The organism is Usitatibacter rugosus, assembly GCF_013003965.1.
GTDB lineage: Bacteria > Pseudomonadota > Gammaproteobacteria > Burkholderiales > Usitatibacteraceae > Usitatibacter > Usitatibacter rugosus.
Window position 1 is genome coordinate 3,657,907 of sequence record NZ_CP053069.1, and the last position, 21,229, is coordinate 3,679,135.

General features: G+C 67.6%; 20 protein-coding genes. 9 read left to right on the forward strand and 11 right to left on the reverse strand.

Annotated elements, in window-relative coordinates; genetic code table 11:
- Positions 1-5 precede the first annotated feature (5 nt).
- The 4 genes from carB to DSM104443_RS17250 all read right to left on the reverse strand — a co-directional run bounded on the left by carB (position 6) and on the right by DSM104443_RS17250 (position 5,586).
- Positions 6-3,212: a carbamoyl-phosphate synthase large subunit gene (gene carB / locus DSM104443_RS17235; RefSeq protein WP_171094445.1), complete on the reverse strand. Its 3,207-nt coding sequence runs from the start codon at positions 3,210-3,212 to the stop codon at positions 6-8.
- Positions 3,213-4,343, reverse strand: coding sequence for a glutamine-hydrolyzing carbamoyl-phosphate synthase small subunit (gene carA / locus DSM104443_RS17240; protein WP_171094447.1), 1,131 nt, complete (start codon positions 4,341-4,343; stop codon positions 3,213-3,215).
- Between the two features lie 113 nt (positions 4,344-4,456).
- A complete protein-coding gene (dapB, locus tag DSM104443_RS17245) occupies positions 4,457-5,221 on the reverse strand; it encodes a 4-hydroxy-tetrahydrodipicolinate reductase (RefSeq protein ID WP_171096604.1) in 765 nt (254 codons plus the stop codon).
- A gap of 35 nt (positions 5,222-5,256) precedes the next feature.
- Positions 5,257-5,586, reverse strand: coding sequence for an outer membrane protein assembly factor BamE (locus DSM104443_RS17250; RefSeq protein WP_171094449.1), 330 nt, complete (start codon positions 5,584-5,586; stop codon positions 5,257-5,259).
- Positions 5,587-5,671: 85 nt separating this feature from the next.
- On the opposite strand from DSM104443_RS17250, the gene fur reads away from it, so the two are divergent.
- From fur to DSM104443_RS17270, 4 genes are read left to right on the forward strand one after another with little or no spacing between them, the layout of a single operon-like run.
- A complete protein-coding gene (gene fur, locus DSM104443_RS17255; protein ID WP_171096606.1) occupies positions 5,672-6,103 on the forward strand; it encodes a ferric iron uptake transcriptional regulator in 432 nt (143 codons plus the stop codon).
- A gap of 7 nt (positions 6,104-6,110) precedes the next feature.
- On the forward strand, positions 6,111-6,545 hold the full coding sequence (locus tag DSM104443_RS17260; RefSeq protein ID WP_171094451.1) for a thioesterase family protein: 435 nt from the start codon (positions 6,111-6,113) through the stop codon (positions 6,543-6,545).
- Positions 6,542-6,937, forward strand: coding sequence for a guanyl-specific ribonuclease (locus DSM104443_RS17265; RefSeq protein ID WP_171094454.1), 396 nt, complete (start codon positions 6,542-6,544; stop codon positions 6,935-6,937). The genes DSM104443_RS17260 and DSM104443_RS17265 overlap by 4 nt, the downstream gene beginning before the upstream one ends.
- A gap of 10 nt (positions 6,938-6,947) precedes the next feature.
- Complete coding sequence (locus DSM104443_RS17270) at positions 6,948-7,400, forward strand: barstar family protein (protein ID WP_171094456.1); 453 nt, start codon at positions 6,948-6,950, stop codon at positions 7,398-7,400.
- A gap of 112 nt (positions 7,401-7,512) precedes the next feature.
- Here DSM104443_RS17270 and putA read toward each other — a convergent pair whose 3' ends face one another.
- The 7 genes from putA to DSM104443_RS17305 form a co-directional block, all read right to left on the reverse strand.
- Positions 7,513-10,626, reverse strand: a complete 3,114-nt coding sequence (putA, locus tag DSM104443_RS17275; protein WP_171094458.1) for a bifunctional proline dehydrogenase/L-glutamate gamma-semialdehyde dehydrogenase PutA — start codon at positions 10,624-10,626, stop codon at positions 7,513-7,515.
- Between the two features lie 62 nt (positions 10,627-10,688).
- Complete coding sequence (trxA, locus tag DSM104443_RS17280; protein WP_171094460.1) at positions 10,689-11,084, reverse strand: thioredoxin; 396 nt, start codon at positions 11,082-11,084, stop codon at positions 10,689-10,691.
- Between the two features lie 2 nt (positions 11,085-11,086).
- Complete coding sequence (locus tag DSM104443_RS17285) at positions 11,087-11,551, reverse strand: Dps family protein (protein ID WP_281359571.1); 465 nt, start codon at positions 11,549-11,551, stop codon at positions 11,087-11,089.
- Positions 11,552-11,670: 119 nt separating this feature from the next.
- Positions 11,671-12,261: an NADPH-dependent FMN reductase gene (locus DSM104443_RS17290; protein ID WP_171094465.1), complete on the reverse strand. Its 591-nt coding sequence runs from the start codon at positions 12,259-12,261 to the stop codon at positions 11,671-11,673.
- Complete coding sequence (locus DSM104443_RS17295) at positions 12,261-13,151, reverse strand: pirin family protein (RefSeq protein ID WP_171094467.1); 891 nt, start codon at positions 13,149-13,151, stop codon at positions 12,261-12,263. The genes DSM104443_RS17290 and DSM104443_RS17295 overlap by 1 nt, the downstream gene beginning before the upstream one ends.
- The gene (locus DSM104443_RS17300; protein ID WP_171094469.1) at positions 13,148-13,549 is read right to left on the reverse strand and encodes a DoxX family protein; all 402 of its coding nucleotides are present in this window, start codon (positions 13,547-13,549) and stop codon (positions 13,148-13,150) included. Before DSM104443_RS17300 ends, DSM104443_RS17295 begins: the two co-directional genes overlap by 4 nt.
- A 10-nt stretch (positions 13,550-13,559) precedes the next feature.
- Positions 13,560-14,261: a pirin family protein gene (locus DSM104443_RS17305; protein WP_171094471.1), complete on the reverse strand. Its 702-nt coding sequence runs from the start codon at positions 14,259-14,261 to the stop codon at positions 13,560-13,562.
- Positions 14,262-14,365: 104 nt separating this feature from the next.
- On the opposite strand from DSM104443_RS17305, the gene DSM104443_RS17310 reads away from it, so the two are divergent.
- From DSM104443_RS17310 to DSM104443_RS17330, 5 genes are all read left to right on the forward strand, one after another.
- On the forward strand, positions 14,366-15,268 hold the full coding sequence (locus DSM104443_RS17310; protein WP_171094473.1) for a LysR substrate-binding domain-containing protein: 903 nt from the start codon (positions 14,366-14,368) through the stop codon (positions 15,266-15,268).
- A complete protein-coding gene (gluQRS, locus tag DSM104443_RS17315; RefSeq protein ID WP_171094475.1) occupies positions 15,265-16,158 on the forward strand; it encodes a tRNA glutamyl-Q(34) synthetase GluQRS in 894 nt (297 codons plus the stop codon). The genes DSM104443_RS17310 and gluQRS overlap by 4 nt, the downstream gene beginning before the upstream one ends.
- A 141-nt stretch (positions 16,159-16,299) precedes the next feature.
- Positions 16,300-17,460, forward strand: coding sequence for an efflux RND transporter periplasmic adaptor subunit (locus tag DSM104443_RS17320; RefSeq protein ID WP_171094477.1), 1,161 nt, complete (start codon positions 16,300-16,302; stop codon positions 17,458-17,460).
- Positions 17,461-17,462: 2 nt separating this feature from the next.
- Positions 17,463-20,669 carry an efflux RND transporter permease subunit gene (locus DSM104443_RS17325; RefSeq protein ID WP_171094479.1) on the forward strand — a complete coding sequence of 1,069 codons (3,207 nt, stop codon included), beginning with the start codon at positions 17,463-17,465 and terminating at the stop codon, positions 20,667-20,669.
- On the forward strand, positions 20,594-21,217 hold the full coding sequence (locus DSM104443_RS17330) for a hypothetical protein (protein WP_171094482.1): 624 nt from the start codon (positions 20,594-20,596) through the stop codon (positions 21,215-21,217). The genes DSM104443_RS17325 and DSM104443_RS17330 overlap by 76 nt, the downstream gene beginning before the upstream one ends.
- Positions 21,218-21,229 lie beyond the last annotated feature (12 nt).

Here is a 21,229-nt window from a genome sequence, read left to right on the forward strand (position 1 = left end):
GCCCTCTAGTGGATGCTCGCGTGGAGCGTCTGGAGGTCGTAGGCCTTCAGTTCGCCGATGTGCTGCAGGCCGACCGCCGCCGCCTTGGCGCCCGCGATCGTCGTGTAGTAGGTGATGCGGTTCTGCAGCGCCGAGTTGCGGATCGACCAGGAGTCCTGGATCGAGCGGCGGTCTTCCTCGACGGTGTTGATGATGAGCGTGATCTCGCGGTTCTTCACCATGTCCACGATGTGGGGCCGGCCTTCCATCACCTTGTTGACGGGCTGGACCTTGAGGCCGGCCAGCTGCAAGGCAGCCGCCGTGCCGCGCGTGGCGACGAGCTGGAAGCCGAGGTCCACGAGCGAACGGGCGATCTCGATCACCTTGGGCTTGTCCTCGTCGCGCACGGACAGGAACGCCTTGCCGCCGGTGGGCAGCCTGACGCCCGCAGCGAGCTGGCTCTTCACGAACGCCTCGGCGAAGGAGTTGCCCACGCCCATGACTTCGCCGGTGGACTTCATCTCGGGGCCGAGGATGGTGTCGACGCCGGGGAACTTGATGAAGGGGAACACCGCCTCCTTCACCGAGTAGTACGGGGGGACGATCTCCTTCGTGAAGCCCTGCTTCGCGAGCGGCTGGCCGACCATGCAGCGCGCCGCGATCTTCGCGAGCGGCTGCCCGATGGCCTTGGACACGTACGGCACGGTCCGCGAGGCGCGCGGGTTCACCTCGAGGACGAAGACCTTGTCGTCCTGGATCGCGAACTGCACGTTCATCAGGCCGACCACGTTCAGCTCCATCGCCATGGCCACCGTCTGGCGGCGGATCTCGTCCTGCAATTCGTTGGAGAGGCTGAAGGGCGGCAGCGAGCACGCCGAATCGCCCGAGTGCACGCCGGCCTGCTCGATGTGCTCCATGATCCCGCCGATGACCACGTCCTTGCCGTCGGACACGGCGTCGACGTCCACCTCGATCGCGTCGTTGAGGAACCGGTCGATCAGCACGGGTGAATCGTTGGAGACCTTCACGGCCTCCTTCATGTAGCGAACGAGGTCGCTCTCGGCGTGGACGATCTCCATCGCGCGGCCGCCCAGCACGTACGAGGGCCGCACCACGACCGGATACCCGATCTCCTTCGCCGCGGCGAGCGCCGCCTCGGGCGTGCGGGCGGTGCGGTTGGGCGGCTGGCGCAGCTTGAGCTTGTGCAGCATCTGCTGGAAGCGCTCGCGGTCCTCGGCCTTGTCGATGGAATCCGGCGAGGTGCCGATGATGGGCACGCCCGCGGCCTCGAGGTCGCGCGCGAGCTTGAGCGGCGTCTGGCCCCCGAACTGCACGATCACGCCGGTGGGCTTCTCGCGGTCGACGATCTCCAGGACGTCTTCCAGCGTCAGCGGCTCGAAGTAGAGGCGGTCGGACGTGTCGTAGTCGGTGGACACGGTCTCGGGGTTGCAGTTGACCATGATGGTCTCGTAGCCGTCCTCGCGAAGCGCGAGCGCGGCATGGACGCAGCAGTAGTCGAACTCGATGCCCTGGCCGATGCGGTTGGGACCGCCGCCCAGCACCATGATCTTCTTGCGGTCCGACGGATCGGCCTCGTCCTCCTCGTCGTACGTGGAGTACATGTACGCCGTCTTGGTCGAGAACTCCGCGGCGCACGTGTCCACGCGCTTGAACACGGGGCGGATGCCGAGCGCGTGGCGCTTCTTCCGGACCTCGTGCTCCGTGGTCTTCCACAGGTAGGCGAGGCGGCGGTCGGAGAAGCCCTTCCTCTTCAGCTCGTAGAGCGCGTCGCGGTCGAAGTCGGCGAGCCCCTGCTTCTCGATCGCGAGCTCGGTCTTCACGAGATCCTCGATCTCGGCCAGGAACCAGCGGTCGATCTTCGTGAAGCGGTGGACGTCTTCCATCGACATGCCGACGCCGAACGCATCGGCCACGTACCAGAGGCGCTCGGCGCGGGGGTAGGCGAGCTCGTCCTCGATCTTCTCCATGTCGACCGTTTTCAAATTAAACCCGTCGACACCGACCTCCAGGCCGCGCAACGCCTTCTGCAGCGACTCCTGGAAGTTGCGGCCGATGGCCATCACCTCGCCCACGCTCTTCATCTGCGTGGTGAGGCGGTCGTCGGCCTGCTTGAATTTCTCGAAGGCGAAGCGCGGCACCTTCGTCACGACGTAGTCGATGCTGGGCTCGAAGGACGCCGGGGTCTTGCCGCCGGTGATGTCGTTCTTCAGCTCGTCCAGCGTGTAGCCCACGGCGAGCTTGGCGGCGATCTTCGCGATCGGGAAGCCCGTGGCCTTCGACGCCAGCGCCGAGGAGCGCGACACGCGCGGGTTCATCTCGATGATGACCATGCGCCCGTCCTTCGGGTTGATGCCGAACTGGACGTTGGAGCCGCCGGTCTCGACGCCGATCTCGCGCAGGCACGCGATCGAGGCGTCGCGCATGATCTGGTATTCCTTGTCGGTGAGCGTCTGCGCCGGCGCCACCGTGATCGAGTCGCCCGTGTGCACGCCCATCGGGTCCAGGTTCTCGATCGAGCAGATGATGATGCAGTTGTCCTTCTTGTCGCGCACCACCTCCATCTCGTATTCCTTCCAGCCGATCACGGATTCCTCGATGAGGAGCTCCTTGGTCGGGGAAGCGTCGAGGCCGCGCTCGCAGATGGTGACGAACTCTTCCATGTTGTAGGCGATGCCGCCGCCCGTGCCGCCCAGCGTGAACGAGGGGCGGATGATCGTCGGGAAGCCGACGCTCGACTGGACCTGCAGCGCCTCCTCGAGCGAATGCGCGAGCATGGAGCGCGGGCTCTCGAGGCCGATCTTGGTCATCGCGTTCTTGAACTTCTCGCGGTCCTCGGCCTTGTCGATCGCTTCCTTCTTGGCGCCGATCATCTCGACGTTGAACTTGTCGAGCACGCCTTCGCGCGCGAGGTCGAGCGCGCAATTCAGCGCCGTCTGGCCGCCCATCGTGGGTAGCAGCGCGTCGGGGCGCTCCTTCTCGATGATCGTGGCGACCATCTGCCAGGTGATGGGCTCGATGTACGTGACGTCGGCCATCTCCGGGTCCGTCATGATCGTGGCCGGATTGGAGTTGACCAGGATGACCTTGTAGCCCTCGTCGCGCAGCGCCTTGCAGGCCTGGGCGCCGGAATAGTCGAACTCGCAGCCCTGCCCGATGACGATCGGGCCGGCACCGATGATGAGGACGCTCTTGATGTCGGTGCGCTTCGGCATCTACTGGTTCTTTTCCATCATCGTGACGAACTTGTCGAAGAGATACGACATCTCGCGCGGCCCCGGGCTCGCCTCGGGGTGGCCCTGGAAGCTGAACGCGGGCTTGTCGGTGCGCTCGATGCCCTGCAGCGATCCGTCGAAGAGCGACTTGTGCGTGGTGCGCACGTTGGCGGGCAGCGTCTTCTCGTCCACCGCGAAGCCGTGGTTCTGGCTCGTGATGAAGACGCGCTTCGTGTCGAGGTCCTGCACCGGGTGGTTCGCGCCGTGGTGGCCGAACTTCATCTTGATCGTCTTGGCACCACTCGCCAGGCCCAGGAGCTGGTGGCCGAGGCAGATGCCGAAGGTGGGCGTGCCCGACTCGACGATCTCGCGGATGGCGGTGATCGCGTAGTCGCACGGTTCCGGGTCGCCGGGACCGTTGGAGAGGAAGACGCCGTCGGGCTTGAGCGCGAGGGCTTCCTTCGCGGTGGCCTGCGCGGGCAGCACCGTCACCTTGCAGCCGCGCTCGGCGAGGTTGCGCAGGATGTTGTGCTTCACGCCGTAGTCGAAGGCCACGACGTGGAACCGGGTGCTGCCGTCGGCCTTGTAGCCGGTGCCGAGCGCCCAGAGGCTGCCGTTCCAGTCATAGCCCTTCTCGCACGACACGACCTTCGCGAGATCCTGGCCGGCCATGTTCGGCGCCGCCTTGGCGAGCGCGAGCGCCTTCGCCTCGTCCACCTGGCCGCCCATGATGCAGCCGTTCTGCGCGCCCTTTTCGCGAAGGATGCGCGTGAGGCGGCGGGTGTCGATGCCCGCGATCGCCACGACCTTGTGGCGCTTGAGGTATTCGGGGAGGTCCTCCTGCTTCCGCCAGCTGGAGGCCTCGCGCGGGAGGTCGCGGATGATCAAGCCGGCCGCATAGACGCCGCGCGACTCGAAATCCTCGGGATTCGCGCCGACGTTGCCGATGTGGGGGTACGTGAGGGTGACGACCTGCCCGGCGTAGGAGGGATCCGTGAGGATTTCCTGGTAGCCGGTCATCGCGGTGTTGAAGACCACTTCGCCGGAGGTAACCCCGTCGGCGCCGACGGAAATTCCACGAAATACGCTCCCGTCGGCAAGGACCAGGACAGCGGGCGATTTCGGCGACACGTAGTGCTCCAGTGCGAAAACGATAGGCGCAAAAAAACGGGCGAGCTCTGTTAGTACTTGTCGAGGCTCATCCCGCTTTCATGAGTCCAAAATTATAGCAAAAAAAGGAGCGGCTAGGCGAGTCCCAGCACGTCGTCCATGCCGTGCAGGCCCGTGGACCTGGAGGCGAGGAATTGCGCGGCACGAAGCGCGCCCTGCGCATAGGTGGTGCGGCTGTTCGAACGGTGGGTGATCTCGATCCGCTCGCCCGGCCCGGCGAAATACACCGTGTGGTCGCCCACCACGTCGCCGCCGCGCGCGACCGAGAAACCGATGCTGCCGGCCTTGCGCTCGCCGGTCACGCCATGGCGCGCGAAGACGCCGTCGGCCTCGAGCGTCGTGCCGCGCGCCTGGGCCGCGACCTCGCCCAGCTTGAGGGCGGTGCCGGAAGGCGCGTCGACCTTGAGGCTGTGGTGCATCTCGAAGACATCGACGTCGTACGCGGGGCCCAGGGCGCGCGCCGCGAGCTCGACCAGCTTCAGCGTCACGTTCACGCCGATGCTCATGTTGGGCGCGAAGACGATGGCGATGTCCTTCGCGGCGGCGCGGATCTTCTCGATCTCGGCCGCCTTGAACCCGGTGGTGCCGATGACGATCTTCCGGCCGGCCGCGCGGCACGCTTCCAGGTGGACGAGCGTTCCCTCGGGGCGGGTGAAGTCGATGAGGACGTCGCTGGCCTTGAGCGCCGCGGCAATGTCCGATCCGATGGTCACGCCCTTTGCGCCCGCGGCGAGATCGCCCGCATCGCGGCCCACCCAGGGGCTGCCGGCGGCTTCGAGCGCCGCGCCGACGCGCACGCCTTCGGTGGCGGCGGCGGCTTCCAGCAGCGCGCGGCCCATGCGGCCTCCGGCGCCGGCGATCGCCAGCGCCAGGCTCACTTGCGTTCCTCGCCCTTGATCGCGACCGGGGCCGCGCCGTCGATGCGCGTGACCTTGTCGTCGGCGAAGTGGATGGTGATCTTGTTGCGCTCGATCTCCCGGCCCTTCTTCTCGTTGTAGAAGAAGTAGTCCCAACGATTGGCGTGGAAGGCATCCGCGAGCAGCGGCGTGCCGAGCGTCTGGCGGACTTCCGGCCGCGACATGCCCACCTTCACCTTGGCGAGCTGTTCGGCCACGACCACGTTGCCCTGCTGGATATCGATCTTGTGGACGCAGCCCGAGAGGACCGCGGCGGCGAGGCACAGCGTGGTGAACGTGAAGCGCATGGGTGGCGGACGGCGGGAATGAAGCGTGCATTATAGGGCTTCGAATCCCGGTATGATTTCCGGCACGCACTTCCAGCCGTCCTCCATGAGCGATCCCAAAGAACTTCGCAGCCAGGGCCTGAAGGTCACGGTCCCGCGCCTCAAGGTGCTGGACCTCTTCAAGCACAGCCCTGATCGCCACCTCACCGCCGAGGACGTCTACCGCAAGCTCCTCGACGAGCATTCCGACGTCGGCCTCGCCACCGTCTATCGCGTGCTCACGCAGTTCGAGCAGGCGGGCCTGCTCCAGCGCACCCACTTCGAGGGCGGCAAGGCCGTCTACGAGCTGAACGAGGGCACGCACCACGACCACATCGTGTGCCAGCAGTGCGGCCGCGTCGAGGAGTTCTACGATGCGGAGATCGAGAAGCGCCAGCTCAAAGTCGCGAAGGAGCGCGGCTTCACGATCCGCGAGCACCAGCTCCACATCTACGCGGACTGCATCAAGCCCAAGTGCCCGCACCGCCCGAAGGACTGAGCGCGCGATGAAGCCGACGTTGAAGGCCGGGCTCACCGGCACGTACCGCTACAAGGTGCCGCCCTCCAAGACGGTGCCCAACGTCTACCCCGAGGCGCCCGATTTCCAGCTGATGCCGCGCGTGCTCGCCACCGGCTACCTGGTCGCGCTGTGCGAGTGGGCCGCGATCGAGCTGATGAAGCCGCACCTGGACTGGCCGCGCGAGCAGAGCGTCGGCACGCACGTGAACCTCTCCCACACCGCCGCCACGCCCCCGGGCCTCACGATCGAGATCGTGGTCACGGTAAGCGAGGTGCAGGGCCGCATGGTGGGCTTCTCGATCCGCGCCAGCGACGGCATCGACCCGATCACCGAAGGCACGCACCAGCGCGTTGTCATCGACGCGGAACGCTTCAATGCGAAAGTCGCCGAGAAGGTGGCCGAGGCGGAGGGCGCGGGGTGAACGCGCGCGCGCTGCTCGCTCCGCTGCTGGTGCTCGCGCTGGCGTTGGCGGGCGTCGCGGCCGCGCAGAAGGAAGGCGCGCCCGCGGGCTCGCCGAAGGCCGCCGCGGCTTCCGGCGCCGAGCCGATTCCCGCCGCGGAGCTGCCCAAGGAAGCGCGCGAGACGATCGCGCGGATCCACAAGGGCGGACCGTATCCCTACGCGAAGGATCACGCGGTCTTCGGCAACCGCGAGGGCAAGCTCCCGAAGCAGAAGCACGGCTACTACCACGAGTACACTGTGAAGACACCCGGCGAGCGCACGCGAGGCGCACGCCGCATCGTGGCGGGACGTGGCGGCGAGCTGTACTACTCGCCCGACCACTACAACAGCTTCCGCCGCGTGAAGGACTAGCGGAGATCCCATGGCGAACGCGGCGCTCGAATCGTTGCTCGGGGAGGATCGCGGAGGCGTGTTCTTCCTCCCGGGGAACGTCGCGCCGAAAGCCGTGCAGCAGTCGGCCAAGGCCGCGGGCTTCGCCTTCTTCCACATCGAGGGCAAGAGCATCGAGCGCAAGGAGCAGCTCATGAACGCCGTCGCCACGGCGCTGCGGCTGCCCAAGCACTTCGGCGACAACTGGGATGCGCTCGAGGAATGCCTCGTCGACCTCGACTGGGCCGGCTCCGCGGGCGTGGTCATCTACTACGACCACATCGACGGCCTGCTCACCACGCATCCCGATCAATTCGAGACGCTGGTCGAGATCTGCCGCGACGCCGTCGCTTCGTGGAAGGAAGACGACACGGCGTTCGTCGTCCTCTTCTCCGGAGAGAAAGCGCCGAAGGGCGTCTCGAAACTCTCCTCGAAAGAGGAGTAACGGGTCAAAGGCAGAGGGGTGGGGAGGGGGTTGTCGAAACCTTCTGGAACCAGCCGGTGTCCAGACATCGTTTCGCCAACCCCCTCCCCACCCCTCTGCCTTTGACTCCGCTCTACTCCGAGCTCGCGATGAGCGTCGCGTTGCCGCCTGCGGCTGCCGTGTTGACGGTGAAGGTCCGCTCGGTGGCGAACCGGAAGAGGTAGTGCGGCCCACCGGCCTTCGGGCCGGTGCCCGAGAGGCCCTCGCCGCCGAAGGGCTGCACGCCCACCGTGGCGCCGATCATGTTGCGATTCACGTAGACGTTGCCCGCCTTCGCGCGGCGCCGCACGGCCTCGACCGTGTGCTCTATGCGGCTGTGGATGCCGAGCGTGAGGCCGTAGCCCTTCGCGTTGATCGCGTCGACGACCGCTTCCAGCTCGTCGGCCTTGAACGTGACCACGTGCAGGATCGGCCCGAACACCTCGCGGTCGATCGCATCGAGGTCGGCGATCGCATAGGCGCGCGGCGCGAAGAAGAAGCCCGTGAGCCCCTCCGGCAGCGGCGCCTTGCACACGAGGGTCTCCTGGCGGTCCATCTTGCGCGCGTGCGCTTCCAGCATCTCGAGCGCGTCCTGGTCGATCACCGGGCCGACGTCGTTCTCCAGCCGCGCGGGGTCGCCGACGCGTAGCAGCGCCGTCGCCCCCTCCAGCAGCTGCAGCACGCGCGGGGCGATGTCTTCCTGCAGGCACAGCACGCGCAGCGCCGAGCAACGCTGGCCCGAGCTGTTGAACGCCGAGGCGATCACGTCCGTGACCACCTGTTCGGGGAGCGCGCTCGAATCGACCAGCATGGCGTTCAGTCCGCCGGTCTCGGCGATGAACGGCACGATCGGGCCGTCACGAGCGGCGAGCGCCCGGTTGATGGCGCGCGCGGTGTCGGTGGAGCCGGTGAAGGCGACGCCCGCGGTCCTCACATCGGACACCAGGCCAGCCCCCACGGTCTCGCCGCGGCCGGGAATGAACGCCAGCGCATCGCCGGGCACCCCGGCCTCGAGCAGCAGCTCAATCGCGCGGAAGGCCACCAGCGGCGTCTGCTCCGCGGGCTTCGCGATCACCGCGTTGCCGGCCGCGTACGCCGCGACGACCTGGCCCACGAAGATCGCGAGCGGGAAATTCCACGGGCTCACGCAGACGAACGGACCGCGCCCCGCGAGGTAGAGATCGTTGGACTCGCCGGTCGGGCCGCGCAGCGATTCCGGCTCGCCGAAGTGCCGCCGCGCGAGCATCGCGTAGTAGCGGCAGAAATCGGCCGCCTCGCGCACTTCGCCCAGCGCATCGGGCAGCGTCTTGCCGGCTTCGCGCGCGAGCAGCGCGATCAGCTCCACGCGATGGGCTTCGAGGAGATCGGCCCCGCGCTCGAGCGCGGCCGCGCGTTCTTCGGCCGGCGGGATCACGGCCGCCACCGCGCGAGCGAGCGCCGCATCGACCGTCTTCGCGTCACCCTCCTCCACGCGCCCCAGCACGCGGCCCGTCGAAGGATCGCGCACGTCGAGAAGCACGCCCGGCTGTGCCTTGCCGCCGATCAACGGCGATGCACGGCGATCGGTGCGCGCGAGCTCGGGCTCGAGCGCGGCGAGGAACGGAATGGACACAGCCTCGTCGGCGAAGACGAAGCCCGCGGAGTTGCGCCGGTCGCCATACAGGTCCGCGGGCAACGGGATCTTGGGATTGGCCGGCGTCGCGTTCGCCATGGCCACTTTCACGGGATCGGCCACGACGCTGTCCACCGGCACCGCGGCATCCGCGATGCGGTTCACGAACGACGTGTTGGCGCCGTTCTCGAGCAGGCGCCGCACGAGATACGGCAGCAGGTCCTCGTGGCTGCCGACCGGCGCATAGACGCGGCACGCGTGGCCGAGGCGCGTGACCTCGCCGTAGAGCTCGTCGCCCATGCCGTGCAGGCGCTGGAACTCGAATGCCTGGCCCGGCTTCGCGCGCTCGAGGATGGTGGCGACGGTGTGCGCGTTGTGCGTGGCGAACTGGCCGTAGAACGCCTCGGGCGCGGCCAGCATCTTCGCGGCGCATGCGAGGTACGAGACATCGGTGTTGGACTTGCGCGTGTACACCGGATACCCCGTGAGCCCCTGCGTCTGCGCGCGCTTCACTTCGGAATCCCAGTAGGCGCCCTTCACGAGGCGGACCATGATGCGCCGCCCGCCACGGCGCGCGACCTCGGCCAGCCAGTCGACCACGAACGGCGCGCGCTTCTGGTAGGCCTGCACCGCGAGGCCGAAGCCCTCCCAGCCCGCGAGCGCCGGCGAGGAGAACACGCGCTCGAAGATGTCCAGCGAGAGGTCGAGGCGGTCGGCCTCTTCCGCATCCAGCGTGACGCCGATGTCGCCTCGGCGCGCGCGCTCGGCGAGCGACCGCACGCGCGGCGTGAGCTCCTCGAGAACGCGCTCGCGCTGCGCGAATTCATATCTTGGGTGAAGTGCGGAGAGCTTGATCGAGATGCCCGGCTTCTCGAACACCGTCCGGCTTCCCGCCATGCGCGCCGCGGCGGACGAGATCGCGTCGATCGCGTCCTCGTAGGCCTTGAAGTAGCGCTGCGCGTCGGCTTCCGTGAAGGCCGCCTCGCCGAGCATGTCGTAGGAGTGCCGGTAGCTCGCCTGCTCCGCGGTCTGCGCGCGCGCGAGCGCGTCCTCGATCGTCCTGCCCATCACGAACTGCTCGGCCATGAGCTTCATCGCCTGGCGAAGCGCGAGGCGAACCACGGGTTCTCCGGCCTTCGCCGCGAGCGACGCGACCCAGCGGCCGATGCCGCTCGTGTCCACTTCGTCCACGGCCACCAGCTTCCCGGTGAGCATCATTCCCCAGGTGCCGGCATTCACCAGCATCGAGTGGCTCTTGCCGAAGTGGCGGTCCCATTCGCCTTGCGAGAATTTGTCGCGGATCAGCTTGTCCGCGGTGGCGGCGTCGGGAATGCGCAGCAGCGCTTCGGCCACGCACATGAGCAATACGCCCTCGCGGGACGAGAGGTCATATTCCTGCAGGAAGGACTGCATGCCCGCCGAGGCTCGCTGCTTCGCGCGCACCGTCTCGACCAGCGAGCGGGCGCGCTCGGTTACGCGGGCATCGGCTGCCGGCTCGAGCCGCGCCGTGGCGAGGAGCTCGCCGAGCGCTTCGGGTTCATCGCGGAGGTAGTGCGCGCGGATCTGCGCGCGCAGCGGCGATTCGGAGATATCCATGGCGGGGACGGTTGCGGGAAGGGCGCCATTCTAGCGCCCCCACCCGCCCCGCGCCGCGGCGTTCAGCCGGTGGCGGCCCCGGCCTGCGGGGGCTCGTCCGCCTGCTGCGCGGCGATCTGCTTGCGGACGTCGTCCATGTCCAGCGCCTTCGCCTTGGCGATCACCTGCTCCAGCGCGCCCTCGGGCAGCGCCCCGGGCTGCGAGAAGATGATGATGTTGTCGCGGAAGACCATGAGCGTCGGGATCGAACGGATCTGGAAATGACCCGCGATCTCCTGCTCGTCCTCCGTGTTCACTTTGGCGAACACGACGTCGGGGTGCCTCTCCGACACGCGCTCGAAGGTGGGCGCGAAGGCGCGGCACGGGCCGCACCAGGGGGCCCAATAGTCCACGATCACGGTAGGACTCCCCGTGACGACCTGCTCGAAGTTTTCCTTCGTGAGTTCCTGGACAGCCATGGTCATTGCTCCAAAAGCGAGCGCAACATCCACGCGGTTTTCTCGTGGATTTGCAATCTCTGGGTCAGTAGGTCGGCAGTCGGCTCATCGCCTGCTTTTTCGACCGCGGGAAAGATCTTTCGTGCCGTGCGCGCGACGGCTTCATGGCCCTGGACCAGTAGGCGGACCATCTCCTTCGCCTCGGGAACGCCGGCCGTCTCCTTGATCGAGGAGAGCTTGGCGAACTGCGAGTAGGTGGCCGGGGCATCGTGGCCGAGGGCGCGGATGCGCTCGGCGATGGCGTCCAGCGCCAGCCACAGCTCGTTGTACTGGGCCTCGAACATGAGGTGCAGCGTCTGGAACATCGGGCCGCGCACGTTCCAGTGGAAGTTGTGGGTCTTGAGATACAGCGTGGCGTTGTCGGCCAGCAGGCGCGACAGGCCCTCGGCGATCTTCGCGCGGTCGGAGGCGCTGATGCCGATGTCCATCGCCGGCGCGGCGGATTTCCTGGCCATGGTCACTCCTTTTCTTTTTCCAGTGTCGGTCCGTCGAATATGGGGGCGGAAACCTTGCCGCGCCAATGAATTATTCCAATGGGGCCGATTGGTCAGGCTTTCAACTTGAGGGTCGTTTCGACGAGCGATTTCGCGAACGCCGCGACGCTCTTCGCGACCTTCGGATCGCGCAGCTCCCCCTGCTCGTCGAACGCCTCGTCGGCGTGGGGCAGCGGCACCTGTTGCGGGATCACCGTCACGGTGAGCTTCGTGAGGATGATGCGCAGGTGGGGCAGGCACTGGTAGAGCGTGCCCCAGGGCCCCGGCGTCGCACCCGCGAGCCCGGCCACCTTGCCTCGATAGGGTGCTATGCCGGAGTTGGTCCCGTGGCCGTCGCCCGTACCGCGCGAAAGCCAGTCGATCGTGTTCTTCAGCACGGCCGGCACGGAACCGTTGTTCTCGGGCGAGACGATCAGCAGCGCGTCGTGCGCGAGGAAGAGCTCCCGCAGCTTGAGCGCATTGGGCGGCAAGCCTTCCGCATCCTCGAGGTCGCCGTGGTAGATCGGCATCGGGAAGTCGTCGAGGTCGATCAACGTGACCTCGCCGCCCGCCTCTCGCGCCGCGCGCGCCGCCACCCGGACCAGCTTCTTGTTCAACGAGTCGCGCCGCGCGCTTCCGGCGAATGCGAGGATCTTGGCTGCCATCAGGTCTCCGAGAGTTGGCCCATGCGTCCCGTATGGTAGGCAATTTCCGCGGCACGAACCTGCTCGACGCTGTTCATCACGAACGGCCCGTGGAAGACGAGCGGTCCCTCGGCCGGCGCACCGCCCAGCAATAGCACCTCGAGCTTCGCCGACGCGGAAGCGTTCGCAATGCGGATGCGCTCCTCCGATCCGTCGAAGATCGCGATGCGTCCCGTGACGGCCGATTCCTCGCCCGTATCGCCGAGATCCGCTTCGCCTTCGATGACATACGCCGCCGCCTCGAACGACGAGGGAATCGCGGCTTCGAACGCGGCGCCCGGCTCGAGCGACACGTGCCAGAGGAAGAGCGGCATCTGCGTCTCGGCCGGCCCCGCCGTCCCGGCGAAGTCGCCGCCGATCACGCGCACCGTGCCCCCGGCGATCGCCACGGCCGGAATGGATTCGGCGGCGATGCGCTGGTAACGCGGCGGCATGAGCTTCTTCGCGCGCGGCAGCGACGTCCAGAGCTGGATGCCGTGCATCGTGAGTTCGTCGTCGTTCTCCGCCAGCGGGCGCTCGGCGTGCACGATGCCGCGCCCCGAGGTCATCCACTGCGCGCCACCCTTGCCCACGACGCCGAGGTGCCCGGCCGAATCGCGGTGCTGCATGCGGCCCGACATGAGGTACGTCACGGTCTCGATGCCCGCATGCGGATGGGCGCCGACGCCGTCCTCGCCCGGCTTCACGCGGAAGGGGCCGAAGTGGTCGAGGAACACCCAGGGGCCGACGGAGTGGCGGTCGCGAAGCGGCAACGCCCGGCGCACCGTGAACGTCCCCACCGGGGCGACTTGCGAGGCCGCGACCTGAGCGACCTCGCGGCCTTTCACGACTTCACGCAGGATGGCATTCATGATTTGTCCAGGCTGTAGCGACCGGGGCCATGCGCGAACACCATCAGCATGCCGCCCATGATCGCGAGGTTCTTGAGGAAGTTGATCTGCTGCGTCGCGGCTTCCTTGGGATCGATCCCCCAGAAGGCGTGGAAGACCAGCGTGGTCGGGATCAGGAACAGGAAGATCGCGAGCGCGGCCCAGCGCGCCTTGAGCCCGATGGCGAGCAGCAGGCCGCCGCCCAGCTCGACCGCGATCGCGGCCGGCAGCAGCAGGTTCACCATCGGCATGCCCTTCGAGGCCATGTAGCCGGCGGTGCCCTCGTAACCGGTGATCTTGCCGAAGCCGGAGAGCATGAAGATCGCGCCGAGCAGGATGCGGCCGGCGAGGACGGCGGTGTTGGACACGTTCGCATTCATGGTTTTCCTTTTATTTGTTGAGATCGAAAAGAAGGACTTCGGCGTCGCGGCCCTTCGAGATGCGGACCGCGGCTTCGCCGGTGAGCTTCATCGCGTCGCCGCCCACGAGCGCCTGGCCGTTCACCTCGACCGCGCCGCGGATCACGTGCACGTAGGTGAGCCGACCGGGCTTCTGCGTGAACTCGACGCTCTCCGCGCCGTCCACCAGCGCGGCGTAGAGGTTGGCATCCTGGTGAACCGTGACCGAGCCTTCACGGCCATCCGGCGAAGCGATGAGGCGCAGCGTCCCGCGCTTGGCGGCTTCGTCGAAGCGCTTCTCTTCATACGAGGGCTTGTCGCCGCGCGAGCTGGGCTCGATCCAGATCTGGAGGAAGTGGACGGGCTTGTCGCTCGAGCCGTTGAATTCGCTGTGGTGCACGCCGGTGCCCGCGCTCATGCGCTGCACGTCGCCCGGGCGGATGACGGAGCCGTTGCCCATCGAGTCCTTGTGGGCGAGCTCGCCGTCCAACACGTAGCTGATGATTTCCATGTCGCGGTGGCCGTGCGTGCCGAAGCCCTTGCCGGCCTGGACCCGGTCCTCGTTGATCACGCGAAGCGGCCCGAACCCCATGTGCTCCGGGTCGTAGTAGTCGGCGAAGGAGAAGCTGTGGAAGGAGTCGAGCCAGCCATGTTGGGCGTGGCCGCGTTCCTGGCCTTTGCGGAGCTCGTTCATGTTCAGTTTCCTTGTCCTAGGTTTGCCTGCGATGTAGCCATGTTGGGCTTCACAAGCCCGGTTTAAAAGCGAATAATTGCGACAGACTCGTTCGATTAATCTGAATGAAACTGTCCCTCGACTCCTTGCAGGTGCTCGACGCCATCGACCGCCGCGGCTCGTTCGCCGCGGCGGCGGAGGAGCTCCATCGCGTGCCGTCAGCGATCACTTACTCCATCCAGCAGTTGGAGGAGGGGCTGGACGTCCTGCTCTTCGACCGGCGCGGCCACCGGGCCAAGCTGACCGAGGCCGGAAAGGAGCTTTTGAACGAGGGCCGGCACCTGCTGCGCTCCGCCGCGGACCTCGAATGCCGGGTCCAGCAGGTGGCGAGGGGCTGGGAATCGGAGCTGCGCATCGCGGTCGACACCATGGTGGGAATGGACAAGCTCTTCGGCGTCGTCGCGGAGTTCTACGGGGAGAACCCGGGCACGCGCCTGCGCTTCGGTCATGAGGTCCTGGGCGGCACGTGGGATGCGCTTGCTTCGGGGCGCGCCGACCTCGCCATCGGCGCCATCGGCGACGGCCCGCCCGGCGGCGGCTTCGCGAGCCGTCCGCTCGGCCGCCTCACGCTGGCGCTCGCCGCCGCACCCTTCCATGCCGTGACGCGCGAGCCGCAGCCGCTCACGTCCACGGTGCTCACGGGCTACCGCGCGGTGAGCATCGCCGACAGCTCGCGCCTGCTGCCCCCGCGCACCGTGGGCCTGCTCTCCGGGCAGGACGTGCTCACGGTGCCCACGCTCGAAGCGAAGGTCTCCGCGCTCGTGGCCGGGCTCGGCGTCGGCCGCATCCCGAAGTGGATCGCCGAGCGCGAGGCGTATGCCGGGCGGCTCCGCATCCTCGAAGTGGAGACCGGGCCCGTCGAAGGCGAGCTTCTCTACTCATGGCATCCCGACCGCGCGGGCAAGGCGCTCAAGTGGTTCGTGAAGCGTCTCGAAGATCCCCTCGTGGCGGCCACCCTCCTTTCATGAACTATCGAGGCCGTTTCGCGCCGTCACCCTCCGGGCCGCTGCACTTCGGCTCGCTGGTCGCCGCGCTCGCGAGCTGGCTCGACGCGCGCGCTGCGGGCGGCGAATGGCTCGTTCGCATGGAAGACGTCGACACGCCCCGCACCGTGACCGGTGCCGAGGACGCGATCCTTCGCGCGCTCGAAGCCTTCGGCCTGCATTGGGATGGACCCGTGGTCCGCCAGAGCGAGCGCACGGCGCTCTACGGCGCCGCGCTGGAACGCCTGCGCGAACGCGGGCTCGTCTACCGATGCAAGTGCTCGCGCAAGGAGATCGCCGACTCCGCCATGGCGAGCGTCGAAGGCATCGAGGGCGTCGTCTATCCCGGGACGTGCCGCCACCGAGCGCTCGGCCTCGACGTCGACGGCGCCGACCGCATCCTCTCCGCCGGCGAGGCGATCGCGTTCACCGACCGCGCGCAAGGGCCGGTGTCGCAACGGATCGCGCAGGACGTCGGTGATTTCGTGCTCAAGCGCCGCGACGGATTGTTTGCCTACCAATTGGCGGTCGTCGTCGACGATGCTGACCAGGGCATCACCGACATCGTGCGCGGCGCCGACCTCCTGTTGTCCACGCCGCGCCAGGTCTTCCTGCAACGCGTGCTCGGATACCCCACGCCCCGCTACCTGCACATTCCCGTGGCGACCCGCGACGGCCAGAAGCTCTCGAAGCAGAACCGCGCGCCCGCGCTGGATGCGAAAGCGGCCACGCGGCTCCTCGGCCAGGGCCTCGCCTTCCTCGGCCAGCCGGTTCCGCGGTCCGGCGACCCGCGCGAGCTGCTCGCCGCGGCAACGCGAGATTGGGACCCGGCGCGAATACCGGGAACCCCGGCGGCCGAAATCCACAATATGTGACAAGGGGGTTCCCGCGGTGGAGCCTATAATCGCGGCATCCAAAGGCGGTCACGCGAATCCGCCACGGCCCGCCCCGGCATCCAACGGGGCAGAGCGAGCCCACCATCCCCGAGCCCGCGCGCCGTCCACGAGAGATACCCCATGCTCTTCAAGAAAAAGTACGTCATCGCCGCCCTCGCCCTCCTCGTCGCCGCCGGTGTCGGCACGGCCCTCGCGCTGAGCCAGACCGGAGCGAAGAAGGACGCCAAGAAGAACGAGGAGAAGGTGTTCGAGTTCGCCGCCGGCGATCTCGCCGAGATGCAGCGCGTGCCGCTCGGACGCCAGATCCCGGTCTCGGGCTCGGTGAAGCCGCTGCTGCAGGCGACGGTCCGCTCCAAGGTCCCCGCCGAGGTCGCGAAGATCCACGTGCAGGAAGGCCAGCGCGTCGACGCGGGCACGGCGCTCGTCACGCTCGACACCGCCGACCTCAAGGCGCGCTACGACGCGCAGGCCGCGACGGTCGCCGAGGCGAAGGCGCGGCTCGACCTCGCCCGCAAGAACCTCGCGAACAACAAGCAGCTGCTCGAGAAGACCTTCATCTCGCAGAACGCGTACGACACGGTGAGCAACACGGTGCTGGTTGCCGAGGCCATCCTGCTCTCCGCGGAGGCGCAGGCCACGATCGCGCAGCGCGCGCTGAACGACGCGTCGATCCGCGCGCCCTTCAACGGCGTGGTGGCCAAGCGCTGGGTGAACGTGGGCGACAAGGTCACCGCCGACATGCCCGTGGCCTACGTCGTCGATCTCGGCCGCATGGAGCTCGAAGCCGCGGTGCCGGTGGGCGAGATCCCCTTCGTGCACGTGGGCCAGGAGATCCTGTTCACCGTCGACGGCTTCCCTACCCGCAAGTTCAGCGGCAAGGTCGAGCGCGTGAACCCCTCGGCGGAGGCGGGCTCGCGCACGATCATGGTGTTCGTGACGCTTCCGAACGCCGACTCCTCGCTGAAGGGCGGCATGTTCGCCAACGGCATCCTCGCCACCGGAGCCGGCACGGACGTGAACGTGATCCCGATCACCGCCATCCTCGAGGAAGGCGGCCAGACGTTCGTGCACGTCGTGAAGGGCGGCAAGATCGAGCGCCGCTCCGTCGTCACGGGGCCGCGCAGCGTCGAGCGCGGCGTGATCGTCGTGAAGGAAGGCCTCGAACCCAACGTGCCCGTGGTGATCGTGAAGGCCGACGGCATCAAGGCCGGGGCGACCGCCATCGTCAAAGGCGCTGCCGGCGCCCCGCCCGCGGCCGCAGCCGCCCCGAAGGCGTCCTGACCATGTGGTTCACGCGCGTCTCGATCAACAACCCGGTCTTCGCGACCATGGTGATGGCCGCGATCATGGTGCTCGGCCTCTTCTCCTACCAGCGCCTGTCGATCGAGCAGATGCCCGACGTGAGCATTCCCGTTGCGGTGGTGCGCACGCCTTACCCCGGTGCGTCGGCCGAGGCGGTCGAGCAGGAAGTCACGCGCCGCATCGAAGAGGCGGTGAACACCGTCTCCGGCATTCGTACCATCCGCTCCGGCTCGCAGCTCGGCTTCTCGTGGGTCGTGGCCGAGTTCGAGCTCGACGTCGACATCAAGACCGCCATCCAGGACGTGCGCGACAAGGTCGCCGAGGCACGCCGCACGTTCAACCGCGACGTGGGCGAGCCCACGGTCTCGCGCGCGGACAACGACAACGACCAGCCCGTGGTCTACCTCACGATGCAGTCCGACGTGAGGAGCCTGCGCGAAGTCTCCGACCTCGCCGAGGATCTCGTCGCCAAGCGCCTGCAGGGCGCCCCGGGCGTGGGCAACGTCGAGGTGAACGGCTCGGTGCAGCGCGAGCTCGCGATCCGCCTGAAGCCCGAAATGATGGCCGCCTACGGCGTGGGCATCGACCAGATCATCGCCGCCGTGCGCGTGGAGAACCAGGACGCGCCCGCCGGCTCGCTCATCTCCGACAAGATGGAGCGCGTGGTGCGCGTGCAGGGCAAGATCAAGAGCCCGCAGGAATTCGAGCGCATCATCGTCGCGCGCCGCGGCACCGGGGCCAATACCACCGCGGTCACGCTGGGCCAGCTCGCCGACGTGCGCGACACCCAGCGCGAGGAGAACTCGCTCGCCACGATGGACGGCAAGCGCGCGATCTCCATCCAGATCCGCAAGACCCGCGGCGCCAACACCATCGAGATGGCCGCCGCGATCCGCAAGCAGATCGAATCGCTCAAGAAGACGCTCCCCGCCGACGTGAAGCTCGAGGTGAGCTTCGACCGGTCGGAGTTCATCCGCGATTCGGTGGACAACGTGAAGCACACGATCATCGAGGGCGCGCTGCTCACGGTGCTGATCGTCTTCCTGTTCCTGCACTCGTGGCGCTCGACGGTGATCACCGGCCTCACGCTGCCGATCTCCGTGTTCGCGACCTTCATCGCGATGAACGCGTTCGGCTTCACCATCAACTTCATCACGCTGCTGGCGCTGTCGCTGTCCATCGGCGTGCTGATCGACGATGCGATCGTGGTGCGCGAGAACATCGTGCGGCACCTGAAGATGGGCAAGACCCACCGCCAGGCCGCGCTCGAAGCCACGCAGGAGATCGGCCTCGCGGTGATGGCCACCACGTTCACCATCGTGGCCGTGTTCGTGCCCGTGGCGTTCATGGGCGGGATCATCGGGAAGTTCTTCTACCAGTTCGGCATCACGGTGGTCGTGGCCGTGATGGTGTCGCTCTTCGTGTCCTTCACGCTCGACCCGATGCTCTCGTCGGTGTGGAAGGACCCGCCCTCGGCCTGGATGCAGCGTGGCCCGCTCGGCTGGGTGCTGCGCCAGCAGGACCGCTTCATGGACTGGCTGCACGCGAAGTACGACGCGATCCTGCGCTGGGCCTTCAAGACCGACTACCGGAAGCTCTGGATTCCCACCTACTCGTTCCACGAGAAGCGCTTCCGCCGCGCGACCATCCGCAACCGCGGCATCGTGCTGTGGATGGCGCTGCTCACGCTGGCCGCCGCGTTCGGCCTGCTGGCCGCCGGCCTGGTGAAGAGCGAGTTCGTGCCGCAGACCGACGAGGGCTGGACCAGCCTTCGTATCCAGACCCCGGTGGGCTCCTCGCTCGCCTACACCACGTCCAAGGCCGAGCAGGTAGAAGCGGCGCTCAAGGACTATCCCGAGATCAAGCGCCTGTCGAAGAGCGTGTGGCGCAACTCCGCGTGGTTCGAGATCCAGCTCGTGGACAAGAAGAAGCGCTCGAAGAGCCAGAAGCAGATGGACGACGAGTTCCGCAATCGTCTCAAGCGCATCGCCGGCCTCGAGGTGAACATCGGCTGGAACCGCCCGATCCGCATCTTCGCGCAGGGCTCCGACATCAAGGAGCTCGACCGCATCTCGCAGGAGGTGATCGCGAAGATCAAGGAAGTGAAGGGCACGGTGGACGTGGAGAGCAGCTTCAAGCCCACCAGCCCGGCGCTCGACATCGTCGTGAACCGCGAGCTCGCGAGCGACATGGGTGTGTCGATGCAGCAGATCGGCCTCACCACGCGGGCGCTGCTCGCCGGGGAGCTCGCCGGCCAGTGGGAAGGCCCGGACGGCGAGAACCACCAGATCCTGATTCGCCTGCCGCGCGACGAGCGTACCGGCATCGCGGACCTGGACAAGATCTACGTCGCCTCCTACTCGTTCAACGCCGACGCCACGCCGCGCATGGTGCCGCTGCGCCAGATCGCGGAGTTCAGGCCGTCGCTTTCCGAGCGCACGATCGAGCGCCGGAACCTGCAGCGCCAGATCCAGATCTGGGGCGGTGTCGGCAGTGGTGCCACCTCGGGCGAGGTGCTGGCCGAGGTGCGCAAGATCACCTCGTCGACCGCCCTGCCGCCGGGCTACCGCTTCGACTACGGCGGCGACGGCGAGATGATGCAGGAGTCGGGCAAGTACGCCGTCATCGCGCTCGGCATCGCGGTGATCTTCATCTACCTCGTGCTCGCCTCGCAGTTCGGCAGCTTCCTGCAGCCGCTCGCCATCATGGCCTCGCTGCCGCTGTCGCTGATCGGCGTGTTCCTCGCGCTGATGATCTTCAAGAGCACGCTCAATATCTTCTCGGTGATCGGCTTCATCATGCTGATGGGCCTCGTCACCAAGAACGCCATCCTGCTGGTGGACTTCACGAACCAGGGCATCCGGGAAGGCAAGGATCGCTACACCGCCATCCTCGACGCGGGCCAGGTGCGGCTGCGGCCCATCCTCATGACCACGGCGGCGATGGTCTTCGGCATGCTGCCGCTGGCGCTGGCCCTCGGGGCCGGATCCGAGCAGCAGTCGCCGATGGCGCACGCGGTGATCGGCGGCATCATCACCTCGACGGCGCTGACGCTCGTGGTGGTGCCCGTGCTCTTCACGTACTTCGACACGCTGGGCCGCAAGGCCACGCAGTGGATCACGAAGGGCGAGACGGTCGATTCGCACCGGGCGCCGACGGCCGCGCTGCCCGCGGAGGGCGACGACTGACGGACCTGCTGCAACGCTCGTTCGGCCTCTCCGGTACCGCCACTCCCCAGGAGCTCAAGGCGCGCTATCGCTCGCTCGCGCAGCGCTGCGCGCAGCCCGGGGCGCCGCCCGACGAGATCGAACGGCTGCGGGTCGCGAGCGTGGCACTCGCCCAGGAGCTGGTGTTCATCGGCTTCGACCGCATGCAGGTCGAGCAAGCGCTGGTCGACGAAGGCTGCCCGCCGTCCGTGGCAGCCGAGGGCGCCGCGGCCATCGCCGGCGCCGTCTCGCGGCGCGTGAAGTCTCCCCTGGAGCGTGAGTTCGTCTCGCCGGTGGACGCCGCCTATGCGCGCCTCGCCGACCGGACCGTGGCGGCCGAATCGGCGCGCAACCTGACGCCCTCCAGCTACGGGCTCGGCTTCATCATCAAGCTCGCCGTCGCGTTCCTGGTCGTCATGGGGGCGCTCGTCACGTCGCTCGACTTCTTCCCGCGCGTCCTGCGGCCCGCGAAGGTCGAACCCGCACCGGTGCAGATCCAGCTGCTGCCCGCGGAGAACCCCAAGAAATAGGCAAATAAATGG